The organism is Streptococcus sp. FSL W8-0197, assembly GCF_037963785.1.
Classification (GTDB): Bacteria; Bacillota; Bacilli; order Lactobacillales; family Streptococcaceae; genus Streptococcus; species Streptococcus oralis_CQ.
Map to the genome: position 1 here is coordinate 276007 of NZ_CP150168.1, position 22745 is coordinate 298751.

Genomic DNA, 22745 nt, shown 5'->3' on the forward strand with positions numbered 1-22745 from the left:
AAGGAAATGTCTGAAAAATTAGTAGAAATTAAAGATTTAGAAATTTCCTTCGGTGAAGGAAGTAAGAAGTTTGTCGCGGTTAAAAACGCCAACTTCTTTATCAACAAGGGGGAAACTTTCTCTCTTGTAGGAGAGTCTGGTAGTGGGAAAACAACGATTGGTCGTGCTATTATTGGTCTAAATAATACCAGTAAAGGTGAGATCATCTTTGATGGTCATAAGATCAATGGAAAAAAATCTCATAAGGAATCCTCAGACTTGATCCGTCGTATCCAGATGATTTTCCAGGACCCTGCAGCCAGCTTGAATGAGCGTGCGACGGTTGACTATATCATCTCTGAAGGTCTTTACAACTATCACTTGTTCAAAGACGAAGAAGATCGTAAAGAAAAGGTTCAAAAGATGATTCATGAAGTTGGACTTTTGAAAGAACACTTGACCCGTTATCCACACGAGTTTTCTGGTGGTCAACGTCAGCGTATCGGGATTGCCCGTGCCCTTGTGATGGAACCTGATTTCGTTATTGCGGATGAGCCAATTTCAGCCTTGGACGTATCAGTGCGTGCGCAAGTCTTGAACTTGCTCAAGAAGTTCCAAAAAGAGTTGGGCTTGACCTATCTCTTTATCGCGCATGATTTGTCAGTTGTTCGCTTTATCTCAGATCGTATCGCGGTTATCTATAAGGGAGTTATCGTCGAAGTGGCGGAGACAGAGGAGTTGTTTAACAATCCTGTCCATCCATACACTCAAGCACTTCTATCTGCTGTACCGATTCCAGATCCAATCTTGGAACGCAAGAAGGTCTTGAAAGTTTACGATCCTGACCAACATGACTATGAGACAGATAAGCCATCTATGGTAGAAATTCGTCCAGGTCACTATGTTTGGGCTAACCAAGCGGAAGTTGCTCGTTACAAGAAAGCTCTTAAAGAATAAACAAATTAGGAGAGGATCGAAAGGTCTTCTCATTTTTAATAGAAAAATTCCCCTTCTACTAGCTTGTAAAAGGGGAAATGTATTATAATTAGCGTTTAGACCAAGTGCGTTTCATAAAGAGTAGCAAAATTGGGTATATCTCTAAGCGACCTGCAATCATTGCAAAGGAGAGGAGGATTTTAGAGATGGGACTAAAGATGGCAAAACTCGAGGTTGTACCTAGAATAGGTCCGATATTGTTAAAACAGCTGAAGACAGCACTGGTCACGACTAGAAAATCATTGCTATCAAGACTGACGATAAAGATGAGAGAAAGAATAATCATCATATAGATAGCAAAATATTTAAGAATCTTGTGTTGGGTATCCTTATCAATCACAGTTTTATTGACGTGGAGAGTCAAGACACGGTGAGGGGATAAGATGGACAAAATTTGATTTTTAGCAATTTTTGTGAGGATAAGTCCTCTGATCACCTTAAGACCACCTGCAGTTGAGCCAGCTGATCCACCGATTCCCATGAGGAAGAGGAGGATAAATTGGGAGAAGAGGGGCCAGTTGGTAATATCTCCGTAACCAAAACCTGTTGTTGTGATGATATTGGAAACCTGGAAGAAGGCCATTTCAACACTTTTAGAGACCCCTTGGTAGAGGTGGAGCGTATTAAGAGTAATCAAGCCGGTAGAAACTAGGACAATGATTATATATGCTCGTAGTTCTTCATCTCCAAAGAAAGACTTAACCCGACGGAGCATGAGGTAGTAGTAGAGATTGAAGTTAACCCCAAAAACCAGAACTCCGATACTAACTAGATAGGTGATGAGTGAGCTACCGTAGTGGGCAATTCCGTCGTTATAGACGGTAAAGCCCCCAGTTCCTGCTGTTCCCATAGCGATGACAAAACTATCATAGAGAGGCATACCTGCTAGGTAGTAGATAACCACAAAAAGGGAGAAGAGAGCCAGATAAAGCAGATAGAGAATCTGGGCAGTGTTTTTTAGCTTGGATACGACCTTGCCAAAGACAGGTCCAGGGACCTCAGCCTTCATCACCTCCAAGTGACTATTCTTGGCATTGTCCATAATGGCAAGTGCAAAGACGAGTACCCCCATCCCTCCAATCAAGTGGGTGAAACTTCTCCAGAAGAGGAGGGAACGAGTAAGAATGGAAACATCTGTTAGGATAGTAGCACCAGTCGTCGTAAATCCAGAACTTATTTCAAAGAAGGCATCGATGATGCTGGGGATTTGTCCTGAAAAGACAAAGGGGAGGCCACCAAAGAAAGACCATAGAATCCAACAGAGGGCAACAATTAAGACTCCTTCCTTGGCATAAATCCGTTGATTTTTCGGTTTCCGTAAAACACCTAGACCACCAAGAAGGACTAAAATTCCAATCGTAGAAAAGAGAGCGATAAATACTTGACTGGATTCTTGGTAATAGATTGCTACACTAACAGGGACTAGGAGAAGAACAGCTTCAATCAAGAGAAGTTTTGAGAGGAGGTAACGAATCATACTTTTATTCATTTTTTACCTCTCAATCAAATCATAAATTTTGGTGATGTTCGGCAATAAGGTCGTCACGAGCAACTTGTCTCCCACCTCAAGCATATCCTCTCCAGTAGGGAAGATTGTTTTTCCTTTTCGGATAATGGCTGCGATGAGAACCCCTTTTTTCAATTTCAACTGTGATAGAGGTTTGGCAGTCATTTTATTAGCTTCCTTGATTTGGAATTGGAGAGTTTCAATTTGACCGTTTGCTAGATGGTGCATGGCTTGAAGGTCTGAGTACTGAGCGTTTACTCGACCGCGGATAAAGTGCATAATGGTATCCACTGCGATGCTTTTTGGTGTGATGATACTTGAAAAATCAGGTGCGTGGATAATCTCTAGAAGGCTTGTTCGGTTGACCTTGGTGATATTCTTACGGACACCAACACGGTCAAGAAACATAGAAGTGATGATATTTTCCTCATCAACTCCAGTCAAGGTTGCGACTGCATCATAGTGGGGAGCACTTTCTTCCAGCAAAATGTCTTTTGCAGTTCCATCTCCTTGGACAATATAGAGATTGGGGAACTTTTCACTGAAGAAACGAGCTCTTTCAGGATTAATCTCGATGACCTTGGTATCAATGCGACTGTCTTTTAAAATGCCAAGCAGATAATAAGCGATCTTTCCAGCTCCAACGATAAGTAAGCTTTTCACTGCACGAGATTTAAAATAGTTATGGAAAAGCATCATATCTACACGATTTCCCGTAACAAAAATCCTATCCTTGTCTTGGATAATAACATTACCGCTTGGAATCATCAGTTGATGATCCCTCTCCATAGCACAGACAATGATGTTACCAAATTTTTTACGAAAGTCTGAGATTGGCATTTGACAAAGACCGCTAGAGTCCTTGACAACAAATTCCATGAGACTGACCCGACCTCCAGCAAATCGTTCGACAGAGAGGGCATTAGGGAAATCAATGATATTTGAGATCGCACGCGCTGCCAGGAGCTCTGGATTAACAATAAGTGAAAATCCAAGAATATTTTTCTCTTTAAAATAGGCATTAGAGTATTCAGGATTTCGCACCCGAACGATGGTTTCTTTAGCGCCCATTTTTTTAGCAAGTACCGCTGAAATCATATTCACTTCATCGTGTTCGGTTAGGGCGATAAAGATATCGCACTCTTGGACACCGGCTTGCTCTAAGATGGCAAAGTCAGCACCATTTCCAAGGAGACCTATGATATCATAGCGACTGACAATGTGATTGAGGACAGCCTCATCTTGTTCGATGAGGACAACGTCATGGTTTTCTGCAACCAGTGAACGACAGAGGGCGAAACCAACTTTCCCTCCACCAACAAGGACAATTTTCATATAAAAAACCTACTTTTTCATGATGTAACTATCATACCCTTTTTTAGCAAAAAATGCACTTACTAAGGCGATTTTTAAGGGAAGAAAGACCTTTTCACGTTTTGAAGATACATTTGTTTAACTTCTATGACGATGTCTCCGATTTGAAGTGATTTGGCTCTTTTACTATACCTTTTCAGAAAGGGGATGACCAAACATGAAAATATCATTAAAAAAAGTAAAAAAATCAAGTCATTTCTATTGACAATGATTCTGAAAGTGTTATACTAAGGAAGTAGTTTCGCTGATTTACTTCAAACCTGTTGTGAGGTAAGTTAACGATGCCTTAACCACGCTGTTTGCTGAGCTTGACTCCGGGCAGTGTGGCTATTTTTTTGTAATGATAAAAGGAAGCCAGTCATGACAAATCACATTGTATTATTTGAACCTCAGATTCCACAAAACACAGGTAACATTGCGCGTACTTGCGCTGCGACCAATTCTCCCCTTCACATCATCAAACCGATGGGATTTCCGATTGATGATCGCAAGATGAAGCGGGCTGGTTTGGACTACTGGGATAAGTTAGAGATTTATTTTTATGACAGTTTGGAAGATTTCATGTTTCGAATGAAGGGCAAAATCTATCTGATTTCAAAATTTGCGGAAAAGGTCTATTCTGAAGCAGATTTATCGACGGATGAGGACCATTATTTTCTCTTTGGACGTGAAGACAAGGGTTTGCCTGAGGACTTTATGAGAGAACATCCTGAGAAAGCACTCCGTATTCCTATGAATGATGAACATGTCCGCAGTCTCAATGTGTCTAATACCGTCTGCATGATTGTTTATGAAGCACTCCGTCAGCAAAATTTTGCAGGTCTTGAGCTTGTTCACACCTATGAAGCAGATAAATTGAAATAATCAAAATGCTTGCACTTGCAAGCGTTTTTTGTTATGATAAAGGGGTCTTCAGGGCTGGGTGAGATTCCCGACCGGCGGTAAATTTGACTAGCTATTTTAGCTTTCTCGTCGTTGTCTTGTCTCGATATACTTTAAGTATTATCTTCGACTGCGACGCCTAGATAAATCTAAAATATCTTGGCCAAATAAGTCCGCGAGCGCAAGCTGATGTGGTGCGATTCCACAACCGACAGTATAGTCTGGATGGGAGAAGACGAAAGAATAGCTTTGTCTGTTCTGATGAGTTTATAGATAAATTGCAACCGCTTGCTCAAAAGAGTGAGGGGGAACTTTTGGGATATAAAAAGTGAGAATAGATAGAGGGATCCTTTCCAACTTCTTCTGATTTTATAGAAAATTGGAGGAACCTGTTATGACAAACACACGTCGACTTTCGACCATTGCGATTTTATCAGCCATTTCATTTGTGCTGATGTACTTTGACTTTCCGCTCTTGCCAGCGGCGACCTTCCTCAAGATCGAGTTTAGTATCTTGCCAGTCCTTGTGGGCTTGGCGGTGATGGATTTGCCTGCTGCTCTAGGGATTCTCTTGCTGCGATCACTCTTGAAGTTGCTTCTGAATAGCCAAGGAGTGAATACTTACATTGGGTTGCCAATGAATATTGTAGCCTTGGGAGTTTTTGTTATCGCTTTTGGTTTGATTTGGAAAAAGGAACGCAGCACCCTTCGTTTCCTACTAGCATCTCTAGCGGGAACGGTCGGCTTGACTGCGGCTATGTTGATTCTCAACTATGTCTATGCTGTTCCTTTGTACGCGCAGTTTGCCAACTTTGATATTGGAAAAATTTTGGGACTTTCCAACTACCTAATGACCATGGTTTTACCTTTTAACTTGATTGAGGGTGTAATCTTTGCCGTTTCATTCTGGTTGTTATACGTCCTCTTGAAACCAACCTTAAAACATTATGAGAGATAAACAAACATTTTTAATGAAGGGCAGTTTTGCCCTTTTACTTTTCGTCCTTCTTGGCTATATGGTCAAGTTTTACCCCGAAATGCTGGTCGGTTTTGACCAACCAATTCAGACTGCTCTTCGTGGAGACTTGCCAGATTATTTGACAGTTCTGTTCCGAGCCCTTACACGCCTGATCGATATCCCAGTGATTATCACCTGGGTTGCCATCGCAGCCTTTATCTTTTATCGTAAGCAGTGGAAGATAGAAAGCTACTTCATGGCGGGTAATCTAGCCTTAGCCGGTCTTTTAATCGTGACCTTTAAAAATATCTACCAGCGCCCACGGCCAGCTATTTTACACTTGGTAGAGGAGAAGGGATTTTCTTTTCCAAGTGGCCATTCTCTGGCAGTGACTCTGATGGTAGGGACTCTGATTGTCATTCTCAGTCAACGGATTAAAGATCCGGTTTGGAGAAAAATTGTGCAAATCGTCCTTGGCTTCTACCTAGTCAGTGTGCTGCTATCTCGGGTCTATCTGGGTGTTCACTACCCATCAGATGTTCTCGCCAGTTTCTGTGTAGGTTTGGGAGTCTTGTTTATCGAATTTCCTTTCTATGACAAGCTTCGCTTCCAATGGCGATTTAAAGGCAAGCAGAAGTGAGATAGGTCTTGCAAGAATGGTAAAAATCTGATAAACTAAGTAGTAATTGAATAGAAATCCGCAAGACTAGTAACTCAAGGGAAGTATATCAGGGAGGAGAGCCGTGACTGCAAGCTCTCTATATGAAAGCTGGGTGAATTCACTTGCGCATGGATTTAGAAATGAAGGTCTGACTTGTCAGATGAAAACGGATGGTACCGCGTGTCAACGCTCCGAGTGGAGTTTTTGGCATGTGGTTTTCTTTTTATCTACGAGGGACTGATGGAGGAATTATGTCAACTATTGAAGAACAATTAAAAGCGCTTCGCGAAGAAACGCTGGCTAGCTTGAAGCAGATTACTGCTGAAAATGAAAAAGAGATGCAAGATTTGCGTGTCTCTGTTCTTGGTAAAAAAGGGTCGCTTACGGAAATCCTCAAAGGGATGAAAGATGTCTCTGCTGAGATGCGCCCAATCATCGGGAAACACGTTAATGAAGCGCGTGATGTCTTGACAGCAGCCTTTGAAGAAACAGCTAAGCTCTTGGAAGAAAAGAAAGTCGCAGCTCAACTAGCTAGCGAGAGTATCGATGTGACGCTTCCAGGTCGCCCAGTTGCGACTGGTCACCGTCACGTTTTGACACAAACCAGTGAAGAAATCGAAGATATTTTCATTGGGATGGGTTACCAAGTCGTGGATGGTTTTGAAGTGGAGCAAGACTACTATAACTTCGAGCGTATGAACCTTCCAAAAGATCACCCAGCTCGCGATATGCAGGATACTTTCTACATCACAGAAGAAATCTTGCTTCGTACTCACACGTCTCCAGTTCAGGCGCGTGCCATGGACGCTCATGATTTTTCAAAAGGTCCTTTGAAAATGATCTCACCAGGGCGTGTTTTCCGTCGTGACACAGACGATGCGACCCACAGTCACCAATTCCACCAAATCGAAGGCTTGGTAGTTGGGAAAAACATCTCTATGGCAGACCTTCAAGGAACCCTTCAGTTGATTGTCCAAAAGATGTTCGGTGAAGAGCGTCAAATTCGTTTGCGTCCATCTTATTTCCCATTCACAGAGCCATCTGTTGAGGTGGATGTTTCTTGCTTCAAGTGTGGTGGAGAAGGCTGTAACGTATGTAAGAAAACAGGTTGGATTGAGATTATGGGGGCCGGTATGGTTCACCCACGTGTCCTTGAAATGAGTGGAATCGATGCGACTGTTTACTCTGGATTTGCCTTTGGTCTTGGTCAAGAGCGTGTAGCTATGCTCCGCTACGGAATCAATGATATCCGTGGCTTCTACCAAGGCGATGTCCGCTTCTCAGAACAGTTTAAATAATGATTAGAAAAGTAGAAAAGGCAGATATTGGGATGTTGTCCAAAATTGCCAAACAAACCTTTCGTGAAACATTTGCTCATGATAATACGGAAGAGCAGTTACAGGAATACTTTGAAGAGACTTATAGTCCGAGAGTTTTGTCAACTGAGTTGGAAAATCCAGATTCCGAAACCTATTTCATTATGTATGAAGAGGAGATAGCTGGTTTTCTCAAAGTCAACTGGGGAAGTGCTCAGACTGAGAGAGAATTAGAGGATGCTTTTGAAATTCAACGCCTCTATGTGCTACAAAAATTCCAAGGATTTGGACTAGGTAAGCAACTGTTTGAATTCGCTCTTGAACTTGCTACCAAAAATAGTTTTTCCTGGGCTTGGTTGGGTGTTTGGGAGCATAATACAAAAGCTCAAGCGTTTTATAACCGATATGGTTTTGAGAAATTTAGCCAACATAGTTTTATGGTTGGTCAAAAAGTAGATACAGATTGGTTACTGAAAAAGAAATTAAGGTAAGAAGAGGATTCTTCTATTGAAATGATAGGAAAGGAAAAAACTAGAGTGGCAACTGTCATTCTGGAGAACTAAATTATGCTTGTATCTTATAAATGGTTAAAAGAATTGGTGGACATTGATGTGCCATCACAAGAGTTGGCTGAAAAAATGTCAACTACAGGGATTGAGGTCGAAGGTGTGGAATCACCTGCTGCTGGTCTCTCAAAAATTGTCGTCGGTGAGGTCTTGTCTTGCGAAGATGTGCCAGAAACTCACCTCCATGTTTGTCAGGTTAACGTTGGCGAAGAAGAAGCACGTCAAATCGTTTGTGGTGCACCGAATGTGCGTGCTGGTATTAAGGTTATGGTGGCTCTTCCAGGAGCTCGTATTGCTGACAATTACAAGATTAAAAAAGGGAAAATCCGTGGCCTAGAGTCACTTGGAATGATCTGTTCACTTGGTGAATTAGGTATTTCTGACTCAGTTGTACCAAAGGAATTCGCAGATGGTATTCAAATCTTGCCTCAAGATGCTGTTCCTGGGGACGAAGTCTTTTCTTACCTAGACTTGGATGATGAAATCATCGAACTTTCTATCACACCAAACCGTGCAGACGCTCTATCTATGCGTGGAGTAGCGTACGAAGTGGCAGCCATCTATGACAAGGCAGTCAACTTTAAAGAATTCAGTTTAATAGAAACAAATGAAGCTGCAACAGATGCCCTTTCTGTAGGCATTGAGACAGACAAGGCGCCTTACTATGCAGCCCGTATCTTGGACAATGTGACTATCGCACCAAGTCCACAATGGTTGCAAAACCTTCTTATGAATGAAGGGATTCGTCCTATCAATAATGTGGTAGACGTGACCAACTATATCCTGCTCTACTTTGGTCAGCCTATGCATGCCTTTGACTTGGATACCTTTGAAGGCACTGACATCCGTGTGCGTGAAGCGCGTGCAGGTGAAAAATTGGTGACCTTGGACGGTGAAGAACGTGAACTTGCAGAAACTGACCTAGTCATCACTGTCGCAGACAAGCCAGTAGCCCTTGCAGGTGTTATGGGTGGTCAAGCAACAGAAATCTCTGAAAATTCTAGTCGTGTTGTCCTTGAAGCAGCTGTCTTCAATGGCAAATCCATCCGCAAGACTAGCGGACGCCTCAACCTTCGTTCTGAATCATCTTCTCGCTTTGAAAAAGGTATCAATGTGGCAACTGTTAACGAAGCCCTTGATGCGGCAGCTAGCATGATTGCAGAACTTGCAGGTGCTACGGTGCGTAAGGGTATCGTTTCAGCAGGCCAGCTTGATACTTCTGATGTAGAAGTTTCTTCAACTCTTGCAGACGTTAACCGCGTCCTTGGTACGGAGCTTTCATATGCTGATGTGGAAGATGTCTTCCGTCGTCTTGGCTTTGGACTTTCTGGAAATGCTGAAGCCTTCACAGTCAGCGTACCTCGTCGTCGTTGGGATATTACCATCGAAGCGGACCTCTTTGAAGAAATCGCCCGTATCTATGGTTATGATCGCTTGCCAACTAGTCTTCCAAAAGATGATGGTACAGCTGGTGAATTGACTGCGACACAAAAATTGCGCCGTCAAGTTCGTACCATCGCTGAAGGAGCAGGTTTGACAGAAATCATCACCTACGCTCTGACAACGCCTGAAAAAGCAGTTGAGTTTACGGCTCAACCAAGTAACCTTACAGAACTCATGTGGCCAATGACAGTGGATCGTTCCGTTCTCCGTCAAAATATGGTCTCAGGTATTCTTGATACAGTGGCCTACAACGTGGCTCGTAAGAACAAAAACTTGGCTCTTTACGAGATTGGAAAAGTCTTTGAACAAACAGGCAATCCAAAAGAAGATTTACCAAATGAGATCAATAGCTTTGCCTTTGCCTTAACCGGCTTGGTTGCTGAAAAAGATTTCCAAACGGCAGCAGTTCCAGTTGATTTCTTCTATGCTAAGGGAATCCTTGAAGCGCTCTTTGCTCGTTTGGGACTCCAAGTAACTTATACAGCAACAGCTGAGATTGCTAGCCTTCACCCAGGCCGTACAGCCGTGATTTCACTCGGTGACCAAGTTCTTGGTTTCCTTGGCCAAGTGCATCCAGTCACTGCCAAGGCTTACGATATCCCAGAAACGTATGTAGCGGAGCTCAACCTTTCCGCCATCGAAGCAGCGCTTCAGCCAGCTGCTCCATTTGTGGAAATCACAAAATTCCCAGCAGTCAGTCGTGACGTGGCTCTACTCCTCAAGGCAGAAGTCACTCATCAAGAAGTTGTAGATGCTATCCAAGCTGCAGGCGTGAAACGTTTGACTGATATCAAACTCTTTGACGTCTTCTCAGGCGAAAAACTGGGAGTTGGCATGAAGTCAATGGCCTATAGCTTGACTTTCCAAAATCCAGAAGATAGCTTAACGGACGAAGAAGTAGCACGTTACATGGAAAAAATCCAAACTTCTCTCGAAGAAAAAGTTCATGCAGAAGTGCGTTAAATTTTCAATCCATCCTTCGGGGTGGGTTTTTAAATTCTTAAAATGCTAGTTCAGGAATAAAAAGCGACAGTTGAGGAAAAAGTCCTCCCAGAAAGTCTTTAATGAGTTATACTAAAGCTATCACTGGAGCGCTTAAAAAACCTTAAATTTGGCAGGTTTTTACTATAAAAATCTCGATAAAAATGGATACAAATGATTGTAAAGGCTATCAAAAAGGAGTATAATAAGTGCAACATATCTCGGAGGTGGAAAATGTTAGAAGTAAGAAATCTAGAGAAAAGTTTCGGTCCCAAGCAAGTCTTGTTTGGTGTTGATTTTCAGGCAAGTCCAGGAAGGATTCTGGGCTTGGTCGGGAAGAATGGTGCTGGGAAAACAACGATTTTCCACAGTATGTTGAAATTTTTAGAGTATCAAGGAGAGATCAGTCTGGATGGGCAGGAGATTCGTCAGGAAACCTACGCTCGGATTGGTTATCTGCCTGAGGAACGCAGCCTCATGCCCAAGTTGACAGTCCTTGAACAAGTTCGTTACTTGGCGACTCTAAAGGGCATGGATGCCAAGGAAGTCAAGGAAAAACTCCCTCAATGGATGGAGAAATTGGAAGTGAAGGGCAAATTGACCGACAAAATCAAGAGCCTTTCCAAAGGGAATCAGCAGAAAATTCAGCTCATTATCACCCTAATCCATGAGCCAGACTTGATTATCTTGGATGAGCCTTTTAGTGGTTTGGATCCAGTTAATACCGAGTTACTCAAACAAGTCATCTTGAAAGAGAAAGAGCGCGGTGCAATCATTATCTTTTCTGACCATGTCATGACCAATGTCGAGGAGCTTTGCGATGATATCCTGATGATTCGTGATGGGCGTGTAGTCTTGCACGGACCGGTCCAAGAAGTTCGCAATCAATACGGGAAAACGCGTCTCTTTGTTTCAAGTGAACGAAGCAAGGAAGAATTGGAAAATCTTCCTCATGTCAAACAGGTGAGCTTGACCAAGCAAGGCAGTTGGAAATTGATCCTAGATGATGAGAGCGCTGGAAGAGAACTCTTCCCAATCCTCACTCAAGGTCAATACATCGCGACCTTTGACCAACAAGCTCCAACAATCGATGAAATCTTTAAACTAGAATCAGGGGTGGAAGTATGAGAAATATGTGGGTTGTAATGAAGGAAACCTATCTTCGACATGTCAAGTCGTGGAGTTTCTTCTTTATGGTGATTTCGCCGTTCCTCTTTTTAGCCTTATCTGTAGGAATCGGCTTTCTCCAAGGGTCTTCTATGGCCAAGAATAGCAAGATAGCAGTAGTAACAACTGTGCCATCTGTGGAAGAAGGGCTCAAGGGTACCAATGGTATCAACTTTGATTATAAGGATGAAGCCAGTGCCCAGGCTGCTATCAAGGATGAGAAAATCAAGGGTTACCTAACCATTGACCAAGAGGACAGTGTCCTCAAGGCCGTCTATCATGGTGAAACTTCTCTTGAAACAGGCATCAAACTAGCAGTAACCAATAAGTTAAACGAACTGCAATACCAACTCAATCGTTCGGCAGCCAATTTGTCTCAAGAACAGGAAAAACGTCTGAGTCAAACCGTTGATTTTACTGAGAAGATTGATGAATCTAAGGAAAACAAAAAAATTGTTCAAACCATTGCTGCCGCAGGGCTTGGCTTCTTCCTTTATATGATTTTGATTACCTATGCTAGTGTCACTGCTCAGGAAGTGGCTAGCGAGAAAGGAACCAAAATCATGGAGGTGGTCTTCTCTAGTATCCGAGCAAGTCATTATTTCTACGCTCGCATGCTGGCTCTGCTTCTTGTGATTTTGACTCATATTGGCATTTACGTCGTGGGTGGGCTGGCTGCTATTCTGCTCTTTAAAGATATCCCTATCTTGGCACAATCTGGAATTTTAAATCATCTAGGAGAGGCCTTCTCGCTCAATACCTTATTGTTTGTCTTGGTTAGTCTCTTTATGTACGTTGTTTTAGCAGCCTTCCTAGGCTCTATGGTTTCTCGCCCTGAGGATTCAGGAAAGGCCTTGTCGCCATTGATGATCTTGATTATAGCAGGATTTGTCGGTGTGACCTCTCTAGGTGCTGCTGGGGACAATTTAGTTCTGAAAATTGGTTCCTATATTCCTTTCATCTCGACCTTCTTTATGCCATTTAGAGCTATAAATGGGTATGCCAGTGGTCTGGAAGCTTGGATTTCGCTTGCCATAACGGTTGTTTTTGCAGTCACTGCAACAGCCTTTATCGGACGCATGTATGCTAGTCTAGTCCTTCAAACAGATGATTTGGGAATCTGGAAAACCTTTAAACGTGCCTTAGCTTATAAATAGGAGAGCCTCGCAAAAGCGAGGTTTTTCTAGATGTTAAACACTGAAATCGGCAAAAATATTTTTCATATCTATTGACTTTTAGTAGTAAAATTTGGTATGATAGTAGACGGTATTGTTTACCCCATTTGTAAGGCCCCGGAACCTTTCAAATACCCCGCGGACCGGAACATCCGCCCTGTAAACAAAAACGATATTCATATAGGAGAAATCATGAACAAAACTACATTCATGGCTAAACCAGGCCAAGTAGAACGCAAATGGTACGTTGTTGACGCAACTGATGTACCTCTTGGACGCCTTTCAGCAGTTGTTGCTAGCGTACTTCGCGGAAAAAACAAACCAACATTCACACCACACACTGATACAGGTGACTTCGTAATCGTTATCAATGCTGAAAAAGTTAAATTGACTGGTAAAAAAGCAACTGATAAGATCTACTACACTCACTCAAACCACCCAGGTGGATTGAAACAAATCTCTGCTGGTGAACTACGTTCTAAAAATGCAGTACGTTTGATCGAAAAATCAGTTAAAGGTATGCTTCCACACAATACTCTTGGCCGCGCTCAAGGTATGAAATTGAAAGTATTCGTTGGAGCTGAGCACACTCACGCTGCACAACAACCAGAAGTTCTTGATATTTCAGGACTTATCTAAGGAAAGGAACAATAAAGTATGTCACAAGCACAATATGCAGGTACTGGACGTCGTAAAAACGCTGTTGCACGCGTTCGCCTTGTTCCAGGAACTGGTAAAATCACTGTTAACAAAAAAGATGTTGAAGAGTACATCCCACACGCTGACCTTCGTCTTGTTATCAACCAACCATTCGCGGTTACTTCAACTGTAGGTTCATACGACGTTTTCGTTAACGTTGTTGGTGGTGGATATGCTGGTCAAGCAGGAGCTATCCGTCACGGTATCGCTCGTGCCCTTCTTCAAGTAGACCCAGACTTCCGCGATTCATTGAAACGCGCAGGACTTCTTACACGTGACTCACGTAAAGTTGAGCGTAAGAAGCCAGGTCTTAAGAAAGCTCGTAAAGCATCACAATTCTCAAAACGTTAATCAATACGATTATATCAACGTTTCGAAGCACTTCATGGTTCACACCATGGGGTGTTTTTTTGATTATTTTTAGCAAAATTCACACCACTTTTCACACCAAATTCACACCATTATTTTTTAAGATTACGAAAGGCAATTTCTCCAACAGCCATTGGAATTACATTTGAAGTGTTGACATAAGTCTTAGTTGTAATTGTATCACTGTGAGTGAGTGCTTCAGAAATATCTTCCATAGGGGTTCCTGCCTGTTTAGCGAGTGTGGCTCCTGTATGTCGTAATTTATGAGGTGTTGCATGTGCAAGTTCTGGATGACGACGCTTAACAGATTTCATCTTGTTGTTAAGATAATCAGCATGGAGACAACTGTTTACATTTCCCTTTGTATCAATGTACGTAAACACATACTGTTCTGGAGTCTGGATAATATTGAATTTAGCCAGTTCAATTTTTTGTTGTTTTTTCCATTCCTGAAGCAAGTTAGTTAACTCACTAGGAATTCGAAAAGTTGTTTTCTTGTTTCCTTTGGTAGACTTTGGATTTTTGTATTTATCTAAAGTTTGTACTAACTGAATTTCCTGTTCCTTTGTATTAATATGCTTCCATTGCAAAGCATAGCTCTCTGATTTTCTATCTCCCAAAAAAAAGGTAGTATAGAACAAAACATAGTCTTTGAATAGAATTTTTTCAGTTTCTAAATCTTTTTCAAAAGCTGTAAACCATGCTTGAAGTTCTTCTTGAGATAGATATAAATCTTCATCTTTTTTAGATTCCTGTAGCTTAATTTTTTTAGTGGCTTTGATACGGCTTATCGTTTTTGATAGGCGATTAGTTTCGATATACTCTAATTCTTCTGCCCAGTCAAAGATAGAATTAACGTAGCTCCTGATAACTTTGAAATTTGCATATTCTTCAGCCTTTTGAGTCAATAGATTTAGTACAACTTGCTTATTTTGATTAAGAAAGTCTATTGAATAATTTCCAAGTAAGGGTAAGATGTGTTTTCTAAAAGCAATTTCTGTTCCAACTATAGTTGCTTGAGAAGGTGGTTTAGCAGTAGAAGTAGTCTGACCTGCTTTGTAGGATTCCCACCAAACGTTTTGGTAGAAATCTGAAAAGAGAATAGAACCGCTATTCTCTAATGAAGCAGATTCTCCACTAAGAATTTTATCAATCTTATTTTGAAGTTCTAGTTCGTATCTTTTTGCTTCACTCCTTGATTTGAACCGTTTTTCAATCACTTTCTTATCAATACCTAGCGAAGATTTAACCTCCTCAGGAATATAAACACGTAAGCGATAGGTTCCATTTTTAGTTTTTGTAATAGACATAGTATTCTCCTTTTGAATTGAGCTAGAAAAATACCGTGATTTCATTATAACAAACCACGGTAGAAATGCTACTGATTTTGTAACCAGCGATTGACTTCTGCTTTATCAAAGCGAATAGTTTTTCCGACTTTAATGTGAGGTAATCCTTTTTTAATCCAACTATCTAGAGTATTGTTTGAGATGCCTAGATAGTGGCAAGCCTGCTGTTTTTTTAAAAAAGGGCTTTCTATATTGCTGTTGTCTAGTCTATATTCGATTTCTTTTTTTATCAAATCAGTAATCAATAACTGAATTTGACGAATTTGTTCGTCTGGTAAGGTTACTTGCATAAAATCCTCGCTATTGTGCTACAATTGAAGTATCAGGAGATTTAGAATCTTCTGCACCTACTTCATCAGAATTGCTCGCCAAAGTATCTTCTGATGAGGTTTTTATTTTATCTAGATCCCACTTATTATTGAGACTAACTTGAGCAACTAGGAAATCTAATAAATCTTTCTTATTTATTTCAAAGTTGTTTTCAAAATCATAGCTTAAATAAGTTTCAAATCCAGTATATAGTTCTAAAGTATCTTTATCATGCTTTATCCCATATGCTTCTGAAACAGTTGCGACAGTATTAGCACGATTAACCATTTCAGTTAAAATGCCTTTTATAGATTTGCTAAGAATCAAATCTTTATCCCAGCCAATCCAAAATTGAGAATCAAACTGTTGAGCAATCATTACGCAAGTCAGTTTTGCCTGTTTTTTATTTGTCATAATTAAACTCCATTTTCTAATTATTCTCTTAACTATTCTAGTGTTAGACACAGTTGACAAGCCCAGTCTAACCGCACGTAGAATAGTTAAAGTTAAATACATAGCAATATTTTGCCTACCGCAGGTGGACAAGCCATCTAGCTAGTCCATGCTGGGGTAAAATGAACGACCTCTTCGGGTCGCCCCAGCCTGCCCAATCTATCTGACTTGCTCTGTAGGTTGGTATCTGTTTAACATTTCTAGCAATACTTCCTGAACTTTATCAATATCCCTGATATTAGCTACTTTAACCTTGATTGGTGGACTTCCATCAAAAACTTGATACCAGCCATGCTTTTTTGGTAACGTGGATAGTTTCTGACCCAGTTCCAAGTCAAATATACTACTGGAAATTGCTGATCTAGATACCATATTTCCTAAATCTAGAACAGCTCCAAATTGATTTCTGAGATTTGTATCAATACCGTCATGTGATAGTAAATCTTGGGAAACAAAACAACAGAAAATAGAGCGACTTCGACCACTGAGGATGATAGACTTAAGCATCTTTTGAATTTTACTTTTCTGTTTTCCTTCGAGCGAACTCATGAGTACTGTAACTTCTTCAATAAGTAGGATAAGAGGTGTTCTTTTTCTGGTTTTATTTTCTTGCCGGTACATCATTTCATTATAGGTAAGCTCAATTGCCTTATGAGCTTGCCAACCTAAAAATACATTTGATGATTCTTCAAAATCAAGCCAATCCTCTTGCTTTATTTCAGAAACAATTAACATTGGTGAAAGTTGCTTCGGTTTCTTGAGATTTTCCATAAATATATTTGTAATTAGCATTTTAGCTACCACAGATTTGCCACTTCCAACATTACCTAGAACTAAAAAATTTATGGTGGGGCTTGGGATAGACCATCCTATCTTTCCACCCCCACGTTTAAGTAAAGGTTTACTGTCTACCATATATCTATATCTTCATCATACCTATCTTCATTGGTTACTTCAGAAGCTCGAGCCATTCGATTGTAGGTCGCTTCCGCAACAGGCTTAATATCAAAAGTAGCTATCCATCCAGCTCCTGCATTTTGTTTTATGATGAGGATATCTAAAGCAAATTCAGCTGTATACTTTGATAAAACTCCTGAAAAATAGTCCTCTAACAAAGTTTTATCTGCATCTTTCAAATTATTTGCTAAATAAATCCAAATATCAATTCCGTTACTAGTAGCAGGAGAGACAATTTTGATACCAAGTTCGGTTTTTAAATTCTGGTTCAGATGATGTACTACGTTTTGGAGGACTATCATTTTTCTATTTTGAGTGTTCTTCTCTTCGAAGTAGATTTGGGCTTTATTAAATATAAATTTAGCCAATAGCAGAATCATTTCAACCTGATATAGTAGAACTTGTAAAGAAGCCACCTTTAATTTCTTTGTTTTTACTACTTTTCCGCTATAAAAATCAGCTTTTCTTTTTAGCAACAACAATATAAAAATAGTTAAATACCAAAGAGAGACTAGAATAATCATTTTTAATATAAGTTTCATAATTAAACTCCTTAAAAATAAGTAGTATAATCTCAGATAGATTATACTACTTGACAGACTACTAGATTATGTTTCGTAATCGGGCTTCTGAACTATCGATAACGATTACTAATTCAATAGTATTTGTACCAGTGCTATAAATGTCTATAATCCTTAAACTGTAAACATTTACTAGATATGGGTATATTTTTTTAAAATATAATACATACCAGGATGAAAGTGATTGTTTTATAATTTCTATTTTAGCATCGTTAATCTTCTGAACAGAAGTTATGTGCCATTTGACCGCTAAAAAGTAATCTTCTATGCTATATTGTTCAGTTGTAGCTTCTGTTCCTCTGAGTGATTCTTCTCCATTGAGGAGAAGGTTATCTATCTCTTTAGAGTAGATTTCATTAAAAATCTGGTCTTGATCATAAAACGATAAAATGTTCATGTGTTTTACCTCATTTGAATTTGCGAGTTTTCAATGCTTAGAGCTAGACCTTTAAGCTGGTCATTTTTGATGATAGGTACGACAGTGGCGGAGCTAACATCAATAGTTTTTTCTGTAAGTGAGAGCCAGTTTCGGGAATCAGGATTCCTAACTTTGACTGAGATAGTGCGTATCTCGTATATATCTATACCTAGTTTTTCTGCGTTAGCATAGATGAGTTCATCTATACACTCGAGAATGACCCAAAGATGGTCAATGCCATCTTTACTTTTATAGTAACCTTGACGGACATTTGTAACTACTTGATTCTCATTATACTCTGCTTCTTGTAGAACTTCTTCGTGATTTGATATTTTTGCCATATTATTTCCTCCATGGCTTCTATAAGCATCAATATAGACAAATGAGTCTGCTATGATATTGATTGAGTGAAGACATAGCATCTTTAGTTAAAAAACATCGAACTGCAGTATCTTTGTTTTATGATATAATTAAAACACAGGGGTGTATAATCAGTTTTCCGAAATAACACTATTTTATTTATGTATTGCTTTATATATCCCATACTAGAAGATAAATTAGGATATTCTATAGGAAAGTGATTATGACAAGTTTTTTAAAATTTTTTTTAGATTCTGAGAATTCATTTCAAAATGATTGTGATAAGAGAAGTTTCAAAGATATTAAAAGAGAAGTTTTATATCTTCGAAAGTATACGGAAGCTTTTGTTGAATATAAATTTTTATTAAATTTGAAAAAGTCGTTAATAGCGGCAAATAAAGTTTCTGACACAGATATTCCAGCTTTCTATAAGTGGATACTCTATAAATTTTATTTAGAGAATAAGAGTAGTCATTTAAGTATGAAAAATTTTTTTGATTTAAGAGAAGAAAATAAAATTGCGGAACTTGAACTTTTGTATGGAGAATTACATAACAATGACGACTATTTGATCATTGATCGTGGAGTTATACTATTAAAAAAGTATCTAGAAAAACAAACAACCTATTCAAATAATCGAAAAGAAGAAAAGGCTAGATTTAGCGTTATTTTTGAAAGTAAAAAAATGTTGAAGATTGAAAAAGCTATTATAAAGTACTTTCTATACAAGAATGGAGCATTAAAACTAGTTAACGAAGATACTTTTTTTGAAGATTACTTTCATGAAATAAATTTTATAGAACCACAGAAGAGATATCTTTCGGAAGCTATAGCTAGCAATCCTAATAGTTACAAAGGATTGTACACGTATTGGTTAGGATATTATGCCTCTTTGAGAGTTCATCTATTTAGTGATATTCATAATGTAAAAAAAATAACGGGATACAATAGTGAGCCATTGTTTAAAGGAAAATCGGAATACAACTATTTTGAATTAAAAAGAAAAATTGAAGAATTAAATCTTAAACTTGATAAAGAATTAAACAAGATATTTCATAGTGAATGGTTGAAGTCTATATTATTAGATTCTATATTTACTACCACGGGAATTTCATTTGACATATCAGCAGAGTTAAAAAGTACAATTCTTAACTGATCGGTACTTATGATTTAGATTATATATTTTTAGGAATAGAGTATGAGAATAGGGTGTCTATGGAAGAATATCTTATTTTTTATAAGGAACTGATTACCGAGAAGTTTCGAGTTTTAAAATCCTTTGGAAATATTGCTTGGAAAACAAAGGTTTGGTTATCTGAATTGCCATAGTATGTGATACATTTAAATGGTGACCGCTTTATGGGATCGAGAGACTGAAAATAATTGAGGGTTAAGTTGTATAGTTATTTTGTTTCAAATTATGATAGAAATTTTTTATTGAAAATTAATGAGAATGAATTTCAAGATTTTAAGGAATACAATATCTCTTTAAAAAAATATACTAATGTTTTTGATTGTTATCGAAATTATAAGAAGTCAGAAGAATTGATAAAAGAATACATTGAGAATATTGACGATTATGACACTCAAAAATTAAATGATATATATCGAGATTGCAAGTATCTATTTATGCAAAATATTATGTTTGGAAGGATATTTATTGACAATATTAAATCGTATTGTAATCAGGAAAACCGCTTTGATTTAAAGAAAGAAGTTTTAAATTTTGAAAAATTAGATGAAATAAAAATGTTAAAATTATTGAGGGATTATGGTCAACATTTCTCCTTACCTTTTAGTAATTTGAGAACTAGCTATAGTCCTAGTCAAGAGAAAACTACAGGTATTGAACCGCTCATTTCAGTTTCAGAATTAAGGAAAAATGTGACTAGTAATACACAGAATAAAATGTATCTTAAGAGCCTAAATGAGGAAGAAATTTCAATAGTAGATTATTTTAAAAACTGGTCTAAATCAATAGATGAACTATTGTTGAAAGTGAAAACTGATTTTTTACTCCTCACTGATTTAAATATTAAACAGTTTGTTTTATCTAAAATTCTCTGTTTTATCGATATGGAGGATTATATACCAGTCGGATTAGCTAAAGCAGAGGAAGTTAAAAATCATATAGGAATCTATCAGCAAATAGAGTTTATTTCATTTGATGAATTAGTACTTTTGCATTTGTTCGGAATAAATAATTAAAAAAGCAGGATTGGTAATCCTGCGTTTTGTATTCCACAAAAACTAGAAAAGATTATACTATTTCTAGTATTTTTAGGGATGAGAATATTATAGAAAGGAGTTTCATCATTTCATTTTTGTGAAAATTAAATAAGGTTAACTTTTGATATTCTGGTTCGATTTTTGCTTATTTTTTATGAAAGTTTACCTTATTTTAATCAAACTGATTGAAATTAGTTGAAATTTTATTTTTTGAAAACTTATGAAAACGTTGATTTTAAAGAACTTTGAAATTAGATGAAATAAGTGGTGCCCCAACCAAGTCTTAAGAAAGCTCGTAAAGCATCACAATTCTCAAAACGTTAATCAATACGATTATATCAACGTTTCGAAACACTTCATGGTTCACACCATGGAGTGTTTTTTTGATGATTTTTAGCAAAATTCACACCACTTTTCACACCATTACTTTTTAAGATTACGAAAGGCAATTTCTCCAACAGCCATTGGGATTACGTTTGAAGTGTTCACATAAGTCTTAGTTGTAATCGTATCACTGTGAGTGAGTGCTTCAGAAATAGCTTCCATAGAGGTTCCAGCCTGTTTAGCGAGTGTAGCTCCTGTATGTCGTAATTTATGAGGGGTTGCATGTGCGAGTTCTGGATGACGACGCTTAACAGATTTCATCTTGTTGTTAAGATAATCATCATGGAGACAACTATTTACATTTCCCTTTGTATCAATATACGTAAAAACATACTGTTCAGGAGTTTGCATGATGTTAAATGAAGCCAGTTCAGATTTTTGTTGCTTCTTCCAAGAATTTAACAAGTCGGTAAGTTCTTGTGGAATCGAAAAAATCGTCTTTTTATTCCCTTTAGTTGACTTTTGATTTTTATATCGATCTAAGGCTTGAACCAATTTAATTTGTTGATTTTTGAAATCAATATGTTTCCATTGCAAAGCGTAGCTCTCTGACTTTCTATCTCCTAAAAAGAAGGTAGTATAGAACAAAACATAGTCTTTGAATAGAATTTTTTCAGTCTCTAAATCCTTTTCAAAAGCTGTAAACCATGCTTGAAGTTCTTCTTGAGATAGGTATAAATCTTCATCGTTTTTAGCTTCTTGTAACTTGATTTTCTTAGTTGCTTTGATTCGTCTAATAGTTTTTGAAATACGATTAGTTTCGATGTATTCCAATTCTTCTGCCCAGTTAAAGATAGAATTAACGTAACTTCTGATGACTTTGAAGTTGGCATATTCTTCTGCCTTTTGAGTGAGAAGGTTTAAAATAACCTGCTTATTTTGGTTAAGAAAGTCAATCGAGTAATTCCCTAGCATGGGTAGAATGTGCTTTCTAAAGACAACTTCTGTACCGTCAATAGTAGCTTGTGAGGGTGGTTTTAAGGTTGAAGTTGTTTGCCCTGCTTTGTAGGATTCCCACCAAACGTTTTGATAGAAATCTGAAAAAAGGATAGAACCACTATTTTCTAATGAGACGGAATCTCCACTATGAATTTTATCAATCTTATTTTTAAGTTCTAGTTCATATTTTTTTGCTTCAATCCTTGTTTTGAATCGTTTTTCAATCACTTTCTTATCAACACCTAGTGAAGACTTCACTTCCTCAGGAATATAGACACGTAAGCGATAGGTTCCGTTTTTAGTTTCTGTAATAGACATAGTATTCTCCTTTTGAATTGAGCTAGAAAATATCATGGTTACATTATAACAAATGACCATAGAATTTCTACTGCTTTTGTAACCAGCGATTGATTTCTGTTTTGCTAAAGCGAACAGTTTTTCCAACCTTAATGCAAGGTAAGCCTTGCTTAATCCAGTTGTCTAAAGTATTGTTGGATATATTCAAATATTCACAAGTCTGCTTTTTATTTAAAAATTGGTTGGTATTTTCATTAATATCCAAAAATTTATCCAGTTCTTTCTTAACAGTATCTGATATTAGTAATTTAAATTGCCGAATTACTTCGTCTGGAATAAATAAATTCATAAATAGTACCGTTTCTTTCTTTTAGATTTAAATTTTATTAGTTTGGA

24 protein-coding genes and 1 riboswitch are annotated in these 22745 nt (G+C 38.4%); of the genes, 13 read left to right on the top strand and 11 right to left on the bottom strand.

The genetic code is table 11. The annotated features are described in order from the left end of the window. Positions 1–6: 6 nt before the first annotated feature. Positions 7–936 carry an ATP-binding cassette domain-containing protein gene (locus NYE79_RS01550; RefSeq protein ID WP_049519746.1) on the top strand — a complete coding sequence of 310 codons (930 nt, stop codon included), beginning with the start codon at positions 7–9 and terminating at the stop codon, positions 934–936. An 88-nt stretch (positions 937–1024) separates the two neighbouring features. Here the strand turns inward: NYE79_RS01550 and NYE79_RS01555 are convergent, their stop codons facing one another. Then, positions 1025–2464, bottom strand: coding sequence for a TrkH family potassium uptake protein (locus NYE79_RS01555; RefSeq protein WP_049519745.1), 1440 nt, complete (start codon positions 2462–2464; stop codon positions 1025–1027). Positions 2465–2467: 3 nt separating this feature from the next. Then, positions 2468–3817, bottom strand: coding sequence for a Trk system potassium transporter TrkA (gene trkA, locus NYE79_RS01560; protein WP_049519744.1), 1350 nt, complete (start codon positions 3815–3817; stop codon positions 2468–2470). 399 nt (positions 3818–4216) lie between these two features. Between trkA and NYE79_RS01565 the strand changes: the two genes are divergently transcribed. The 10 genes from NYE79_RS01565 (at position 4217) to rpsI (ending at position 14055) form a co-directional block, all read left to right on the top strand. Then, positions 4217–4720 carry a tRNA (cytidine(34)-2'-O)-methyltransferase gene (locus tag NYE79_RS01565; RefSeq protein WP_044020211.1) on the top strand — a complete coding sequence of 168 codons (504 nt, stop codon included), beginning with the start codon at positions 4217–4219 and terminating at the stop codon, positions 4718–4720. Positions 4721–4760: 40 nt separating this feature from the next. Then, a riboswitch (FMN riboswitch) is annotated at positions 4761–4979 on the top strand. Positions 4980–5132: 153 nt separating this feature from the next. After that, complete coding sequence (locus NYE79_RS01570; protein WP_216728818.1) at positions 5133–5696, top strand: ECF transporter S component; 564 nt, start codon at positions 5133–5135, stop codon at positions 5694–5696. Then, entirely contained in the window at positions 5686–6336 is a 651-nt protein-coding gene (locus tag NYE79_RS01575) for a phosphatase PAP2 family protein (protein WP_216728819.1), read from the top strand. Before NYE79_RS01570 ends, NYE79_RS01575 begins: the two co-directional genes overlap by 11 nt. A gap of 272 nt (positions 6337–6608) precedes the next feature. Next, on the top strand, positions 6609–7655 hold the full coding sequence (gene pheS, locus NYE79_RS01580; RefSeq protein ID WP_000103743.1) for a phenylalanine--tRNA ligase subunit alpha: 1047 nt from the start codon (positions 6609–6611) through the stop codon (positions 7653–7655). After that, positions 7655–8164 (top strand): GNAT family N-acetyltransferase, encoded by a 510-nt coding sequence (locus NYE79_RS01585; RefSeq protein WP_216728820.1) that lies wholly within the window; start codon positions 7655–7657, stop codon positions 8162–8164. The genes pheS and NYE79_RS01585 overlap by 1 nt, the downstream gene beginning before the upstream one ends. Before the next feature lie 75 nt (positions 8165–8239). Then, entirely contained in the window at positions 8240–10645 is a 2406-nt protein-coding gene (gene pheT / locus NYE79_RS01590) for a phenylalanine--tRNA ligase subunit beta (RefSeq protein WP_216728821.1), read from the top strand. A gap of 252 nt (positions 10646–10897) precedes the next feature. Next, a complete protein-coding gene (locus NYE79_RS01595) occupies positions 10898–11791 on the top strand; it encodes an ABC transporter ATP-binding protein (RefSeq protein WP_070567769.1) in 894 nt (297 codons plus the stop codon). Beyond that, positions 11788–12987: an ABC transporter permease gene (locus tag NYE79_RS01600; RefSeq protein ID WP_001245392.1), complete on the top strand. Its 1200-nt coding sequence runs from the start codon at positions 11788–11790 to the stop codon at positions 12985–12987. Before NYE79_RS01595 ends, NYE79_RS01600 begins: the two co-directional genes overlap by 4 nt. 210 nt (positions 12988–13197) lie before the next feature. After that, positions 13198–13644 (top strand): 50S ribosomal protein L13, encoded by a 447-nt coding sequence (rplM, locus tag NYE79_RS01605; RefSeq protein WP_001044624.1) that lies wholly within the window; start codon positions 13198–13200, stop codon positions 13642–13644. Positions 13645–13662: 18 nt separating this feature from the next. Then, the gene (gene rpsI, locus NYE79_RS01610; RefSeq protein WP_000075969.1) at positions 13663–14055 is read left to right on the top strand and encodes a 30S ribosomal protein S9; all 393 of its coding nucleotides are present in this window, start codon (positions 13663–13665) and stop codon (positions 14053–14055) included. A 110-nt stretch (positions 14056–14165) separates the two neighbouring features. Here the strand turns inward: rpsI and NYE79_RS01615 are convergent, their stop codons facing one another. From NYE79_RS01615 to NYE79_RS01645, 7 genes are all read right to left on the bottom strand, one after another. After that, the gene (locus NYE79_RS01615) at positions 14166–15383 is read right to left on the bottom strand and encodes a tyrosine-type recombinase/integrase (protein WP_216728823.1); all 1218 of its coding nucleotides are present in this window, start codon (positions 15381–15383) and stop codon (positions 14166–14168) included. Positions 15384–15451: 68 nt separating this feature from the next. After that, positions 15452–15712, bottom strand: coding sequence for a helix-turn-helix domain-containing protein (locus NYE79_RS01620; protein WP_216728824.1), 261 nt, complete (start codon positions 15710–15712; stop codon positions 15452–15454). A gap of 10 nt (positions 15713–15722) precedes the next feature. Further along, the gene (locus NYE79_RS01625; protein ID WP_216728825.1) at positions 15723–16145 is read right to left on the bottom strand and encodes a hypothetical protein; all 423 of its coding nucleotides are present in this window, start codon (positions 16143–16145) and stop codon (positions 15723–15725) included. 198 nt (positions 16146–16343) lie between these two features. Beyond that, on the bottom strand, positions 16344–17099 hold the full coding sequence (locus NYE79_RS01630) for a type IV secretory system conjugative DNA transfer family protein (RefSeq protein ID WP_216728826.1): 756 nt from the start codon (positions 17097–17099) through the stop codon (positions 16344–16346). After that, positions 17093–17683, bottom strand: a complete 591-nt coding sequence (locus NYE79_RS01635) for a hypothetical protein (RefSeq protein ID WP_216728827.1) — start codon at positions 17681–17683, stop codon at positions 17093–17095. Before NYE79_RS01635 ends, NYE79_RS01630 begins: the two co-directional genes overlap by 7 nt. A gap of 61 nt (positions 17684–17744) precedes the next feature. Next, entirely contained in the window at positions 17745–18119 is a 375-nt protein-coding gene (locus tag NYE79_RS01640) for a hypothetical protein (protein WP_216728828.1), read from the bottom strand. 5 nt (positions 18120–18124) lie between these two features. After that, complete coding sequence (locus NYE79_RS01645) at positions 18125–18481, bottom strand: hypothetical protein (RefSeq protein WP_216728829.1); 357 nt, start codon at positions 18479–18481, stop codon at positions 18125–18127. Between the two features lie 242 nt (positions 18482–18723). Here NYE79_RS01645 and NYE79_RS01650 point away from each other — a divergent pair, with 242 nt between their 5' ends. Beyond that, on the top strand, positions 18724–19656 hold the full coding sequence (locus NYE79_RS01650) for a hypothetical protein (RefSeq protein WP_216728830.1): 933 nt from the start codon (positions 18724–18726) through the stop codon (positions 19654–19656). A 281-nt stretch (positions 19657–19937) separates the two neighbouring features. Next, positions 19938–20708: a hypothetical protein gene (locus NYE79_RS01655; RefSeq protein ID WP_251464295.1), complete on the top strand. Its 771-nt coding sequence runs from the start codon at positions 19938–19940 to the stop codon at positions 20706–20708. Positions 20709–21152: 444 nt separating this feature from the next. Here NYE79_RS01655 and NYE79_RS01660 read toward each other — a convergent pair whose 3' ends face one another. Both NYE79_RS01660 and NYE79_RS01665 read right to left on the bottom strand, forming a co-directional pair. Then, the gene (locus NYE79_RS01660; protein ID WP_339293741.1) at positions 21153–22370 is read right to left on the bottom strand and encodes a site-specific integrase; all 1218 of its coding nucleotides are present in this window, start codon (positions 22368–22370) and stop codon (positions 21153–21155) included. Between the two features lie 67 nt (positions 22371–22437). After that, entirely contained in the window at positions 22438–22698 is a 261-nt protein-coding gene (locus tag NYE79_RS01665) for a helix-turn-helix domain-containing protein (protein ID WP_001048148.1), read from the bottom strand. Between the last annotated feature and the right edge of the window lie 47 nt (positions 22699–22745).

Excerpts from the sequence above, each read along its gene's own strand:
- NYE79_RS01615 (WP_216728823.1), bottom strand. The coding sequence starts at position 15,383 with ATGTCTATTACAAAAACTAAAAATGGAACCTATCGCTTACGTGTTTAT.
- NYE79_RS01625 (WP_216728825.1), bottom strand. The coding sequence starts at position 16,145 with ATGACAAATAAAAAACAGGCAAAACTGACTTGCGTAATGATTGCTCAA.
- NYE79_RS01565 (WP_044020211.1), top strand. The coding sequence starts at position 4,217 with ATGACAAATCACATTGTATTATTTGAACCTCAGATTCCACAAAACACA.
- NYE79_RS01555 (WP_049519745.1), bottom strand. The coding sequence starts at position 2,464 with ATGAATAAAAGTATGATTCGTTACCTCCTCTCAAAACTTCTCTTGATT.
- NYE79_RS01550 (WP_049519746.1), top strand. The coding sequence starts at position 7 with ATGTCTGAAAAATTAGTAGAAATTAAAGATTTAGAAATTTCCTTCGGT.
- NYE79_RS01585 (WP_216728820.1), top strand. The coding sequence starts at position 7,655 with ATGATTAGAAAAGTAGAAAAGGCAGATATTGGGATGTTGTCCAAAATT.
- NYE79_RS01595 (WP_070567769.1), top strand. The coding sequence starts at position 10,898 with ATGTTAGAAGTAAGAAATCTAGAGAAAAGTTTCGGTCCCAAGCAAGTC.
- pheT (WP_216728821.1), top strand. The coding sequence starts at position 8,240 with ATGCTTGTATCTTATAAATGGTTAAAAGAATTGGTGGACATTGATGTG.
- NYE79_RS01645 (WP_216728829.1), bottom strand. The coding sequence starts at position 18,481 with ATGGCAAAAATATCAAATCACGAAGAAGTTCTACAAGAAGCAGAGTAT.
- NYE79_RS01635 (WP_216728827.1), bottom strand. The coding sequence starts at position 17,683 with ATGAAACTTATATTAAAAATGATTATTCTAGTCTCTCTTTGGTATTTA.
- NYE79_RS01665 (WP_001048148.1), bottom strand. The coding sequence starts at position 22,698 with ATGAATTTATTTATTCCAGACGAAGTAATTCGGCAATTTAAATTACTA.
- NYE79_RS01640 (WP_216728828.1), bottom strand. The coding sequence starts at position 18,119 with ATGAACATTTTATCGTTTTATGATCAAGACCAGATTTTTAATGAAATC.
- trkA (WP_049519744.1), bottom strand. The coding sequence starts at position 3,817 with ATGAAAATTGTCCTTGTTGGTGGAGGGAAAGTTGGTTTCGCCCTCTGT.
- NYE79_RS01620 (WP_216728824.1), bottom strand. The coding sequence starts at position 15,712 with ATGCAAGTAACCTTACCAGACGAACAAATTCGTCAAATTCAGTTATTG.
- pheS (WP_000103743.1), top strand. The coding sequence starts at position 6,609 with ATGTCAACTATTGAAGAACAATTAAAAGCGCTTCGCGAAGAAACGCTG.
- NYE79_RS01575 (WP_216728819.1), top strand. The coding sequence starts at position 5,686 with ATGAGAGATAAACAAACATTTTTAATGAAGGGCAGTTTTGCCCTTTTA.
- NYE79_RS01650 (WP_216728830.1), top strand. The coding sequence starts at position 18,724 with ATGACAAGTTTTTTAAAATTTTTTTTAGATTCTGAGAATTCATTTCAA.
- rplM (WP_001044624.1), top strand. The coding sequence starts at position 13,198 with ATGAACAAAACTACATTCATGGCTAAACCAGGCCAAGTAGAACGCAAA.
- NYE79_RS01660 (WP_339293741.1), bottom strand. The coding sequence starts at position 22,370 with ATGTCTATTACAGAAACTAAAAACGGAACCTATCGCTTACGTGTCTAT.
- NYE79_RS01570 (WP_216728818.1), top strand. The coding sequence starts at position 5,133 with ATGACAAACACACGTCGACTTTCGACCATTGCGATTTTATCAGCCATT.
- rpsI (WP_000075969.1), top strand. The coding sequence starts at position 13,663 with ATGTCACAAGCACAATATGCAGGTACTGGACGTCGTAAAAACGCTGTT.
- NYE79_RS01630 (WP_216728826.1), bottom strand. The coding sequence starts at position 17,099 with ATGGTAGACAGTAAACCTTTACTTAAACGTGGGGGTGGAAAGATAGGA.
- NYE79_RS01600 (WP_001245392.1), top strand. The coding sequence starts at position 11,788 with ATGAGAAATATGTGGGTTGTAATGAAGGAAACCTATCTTCGACATGTC.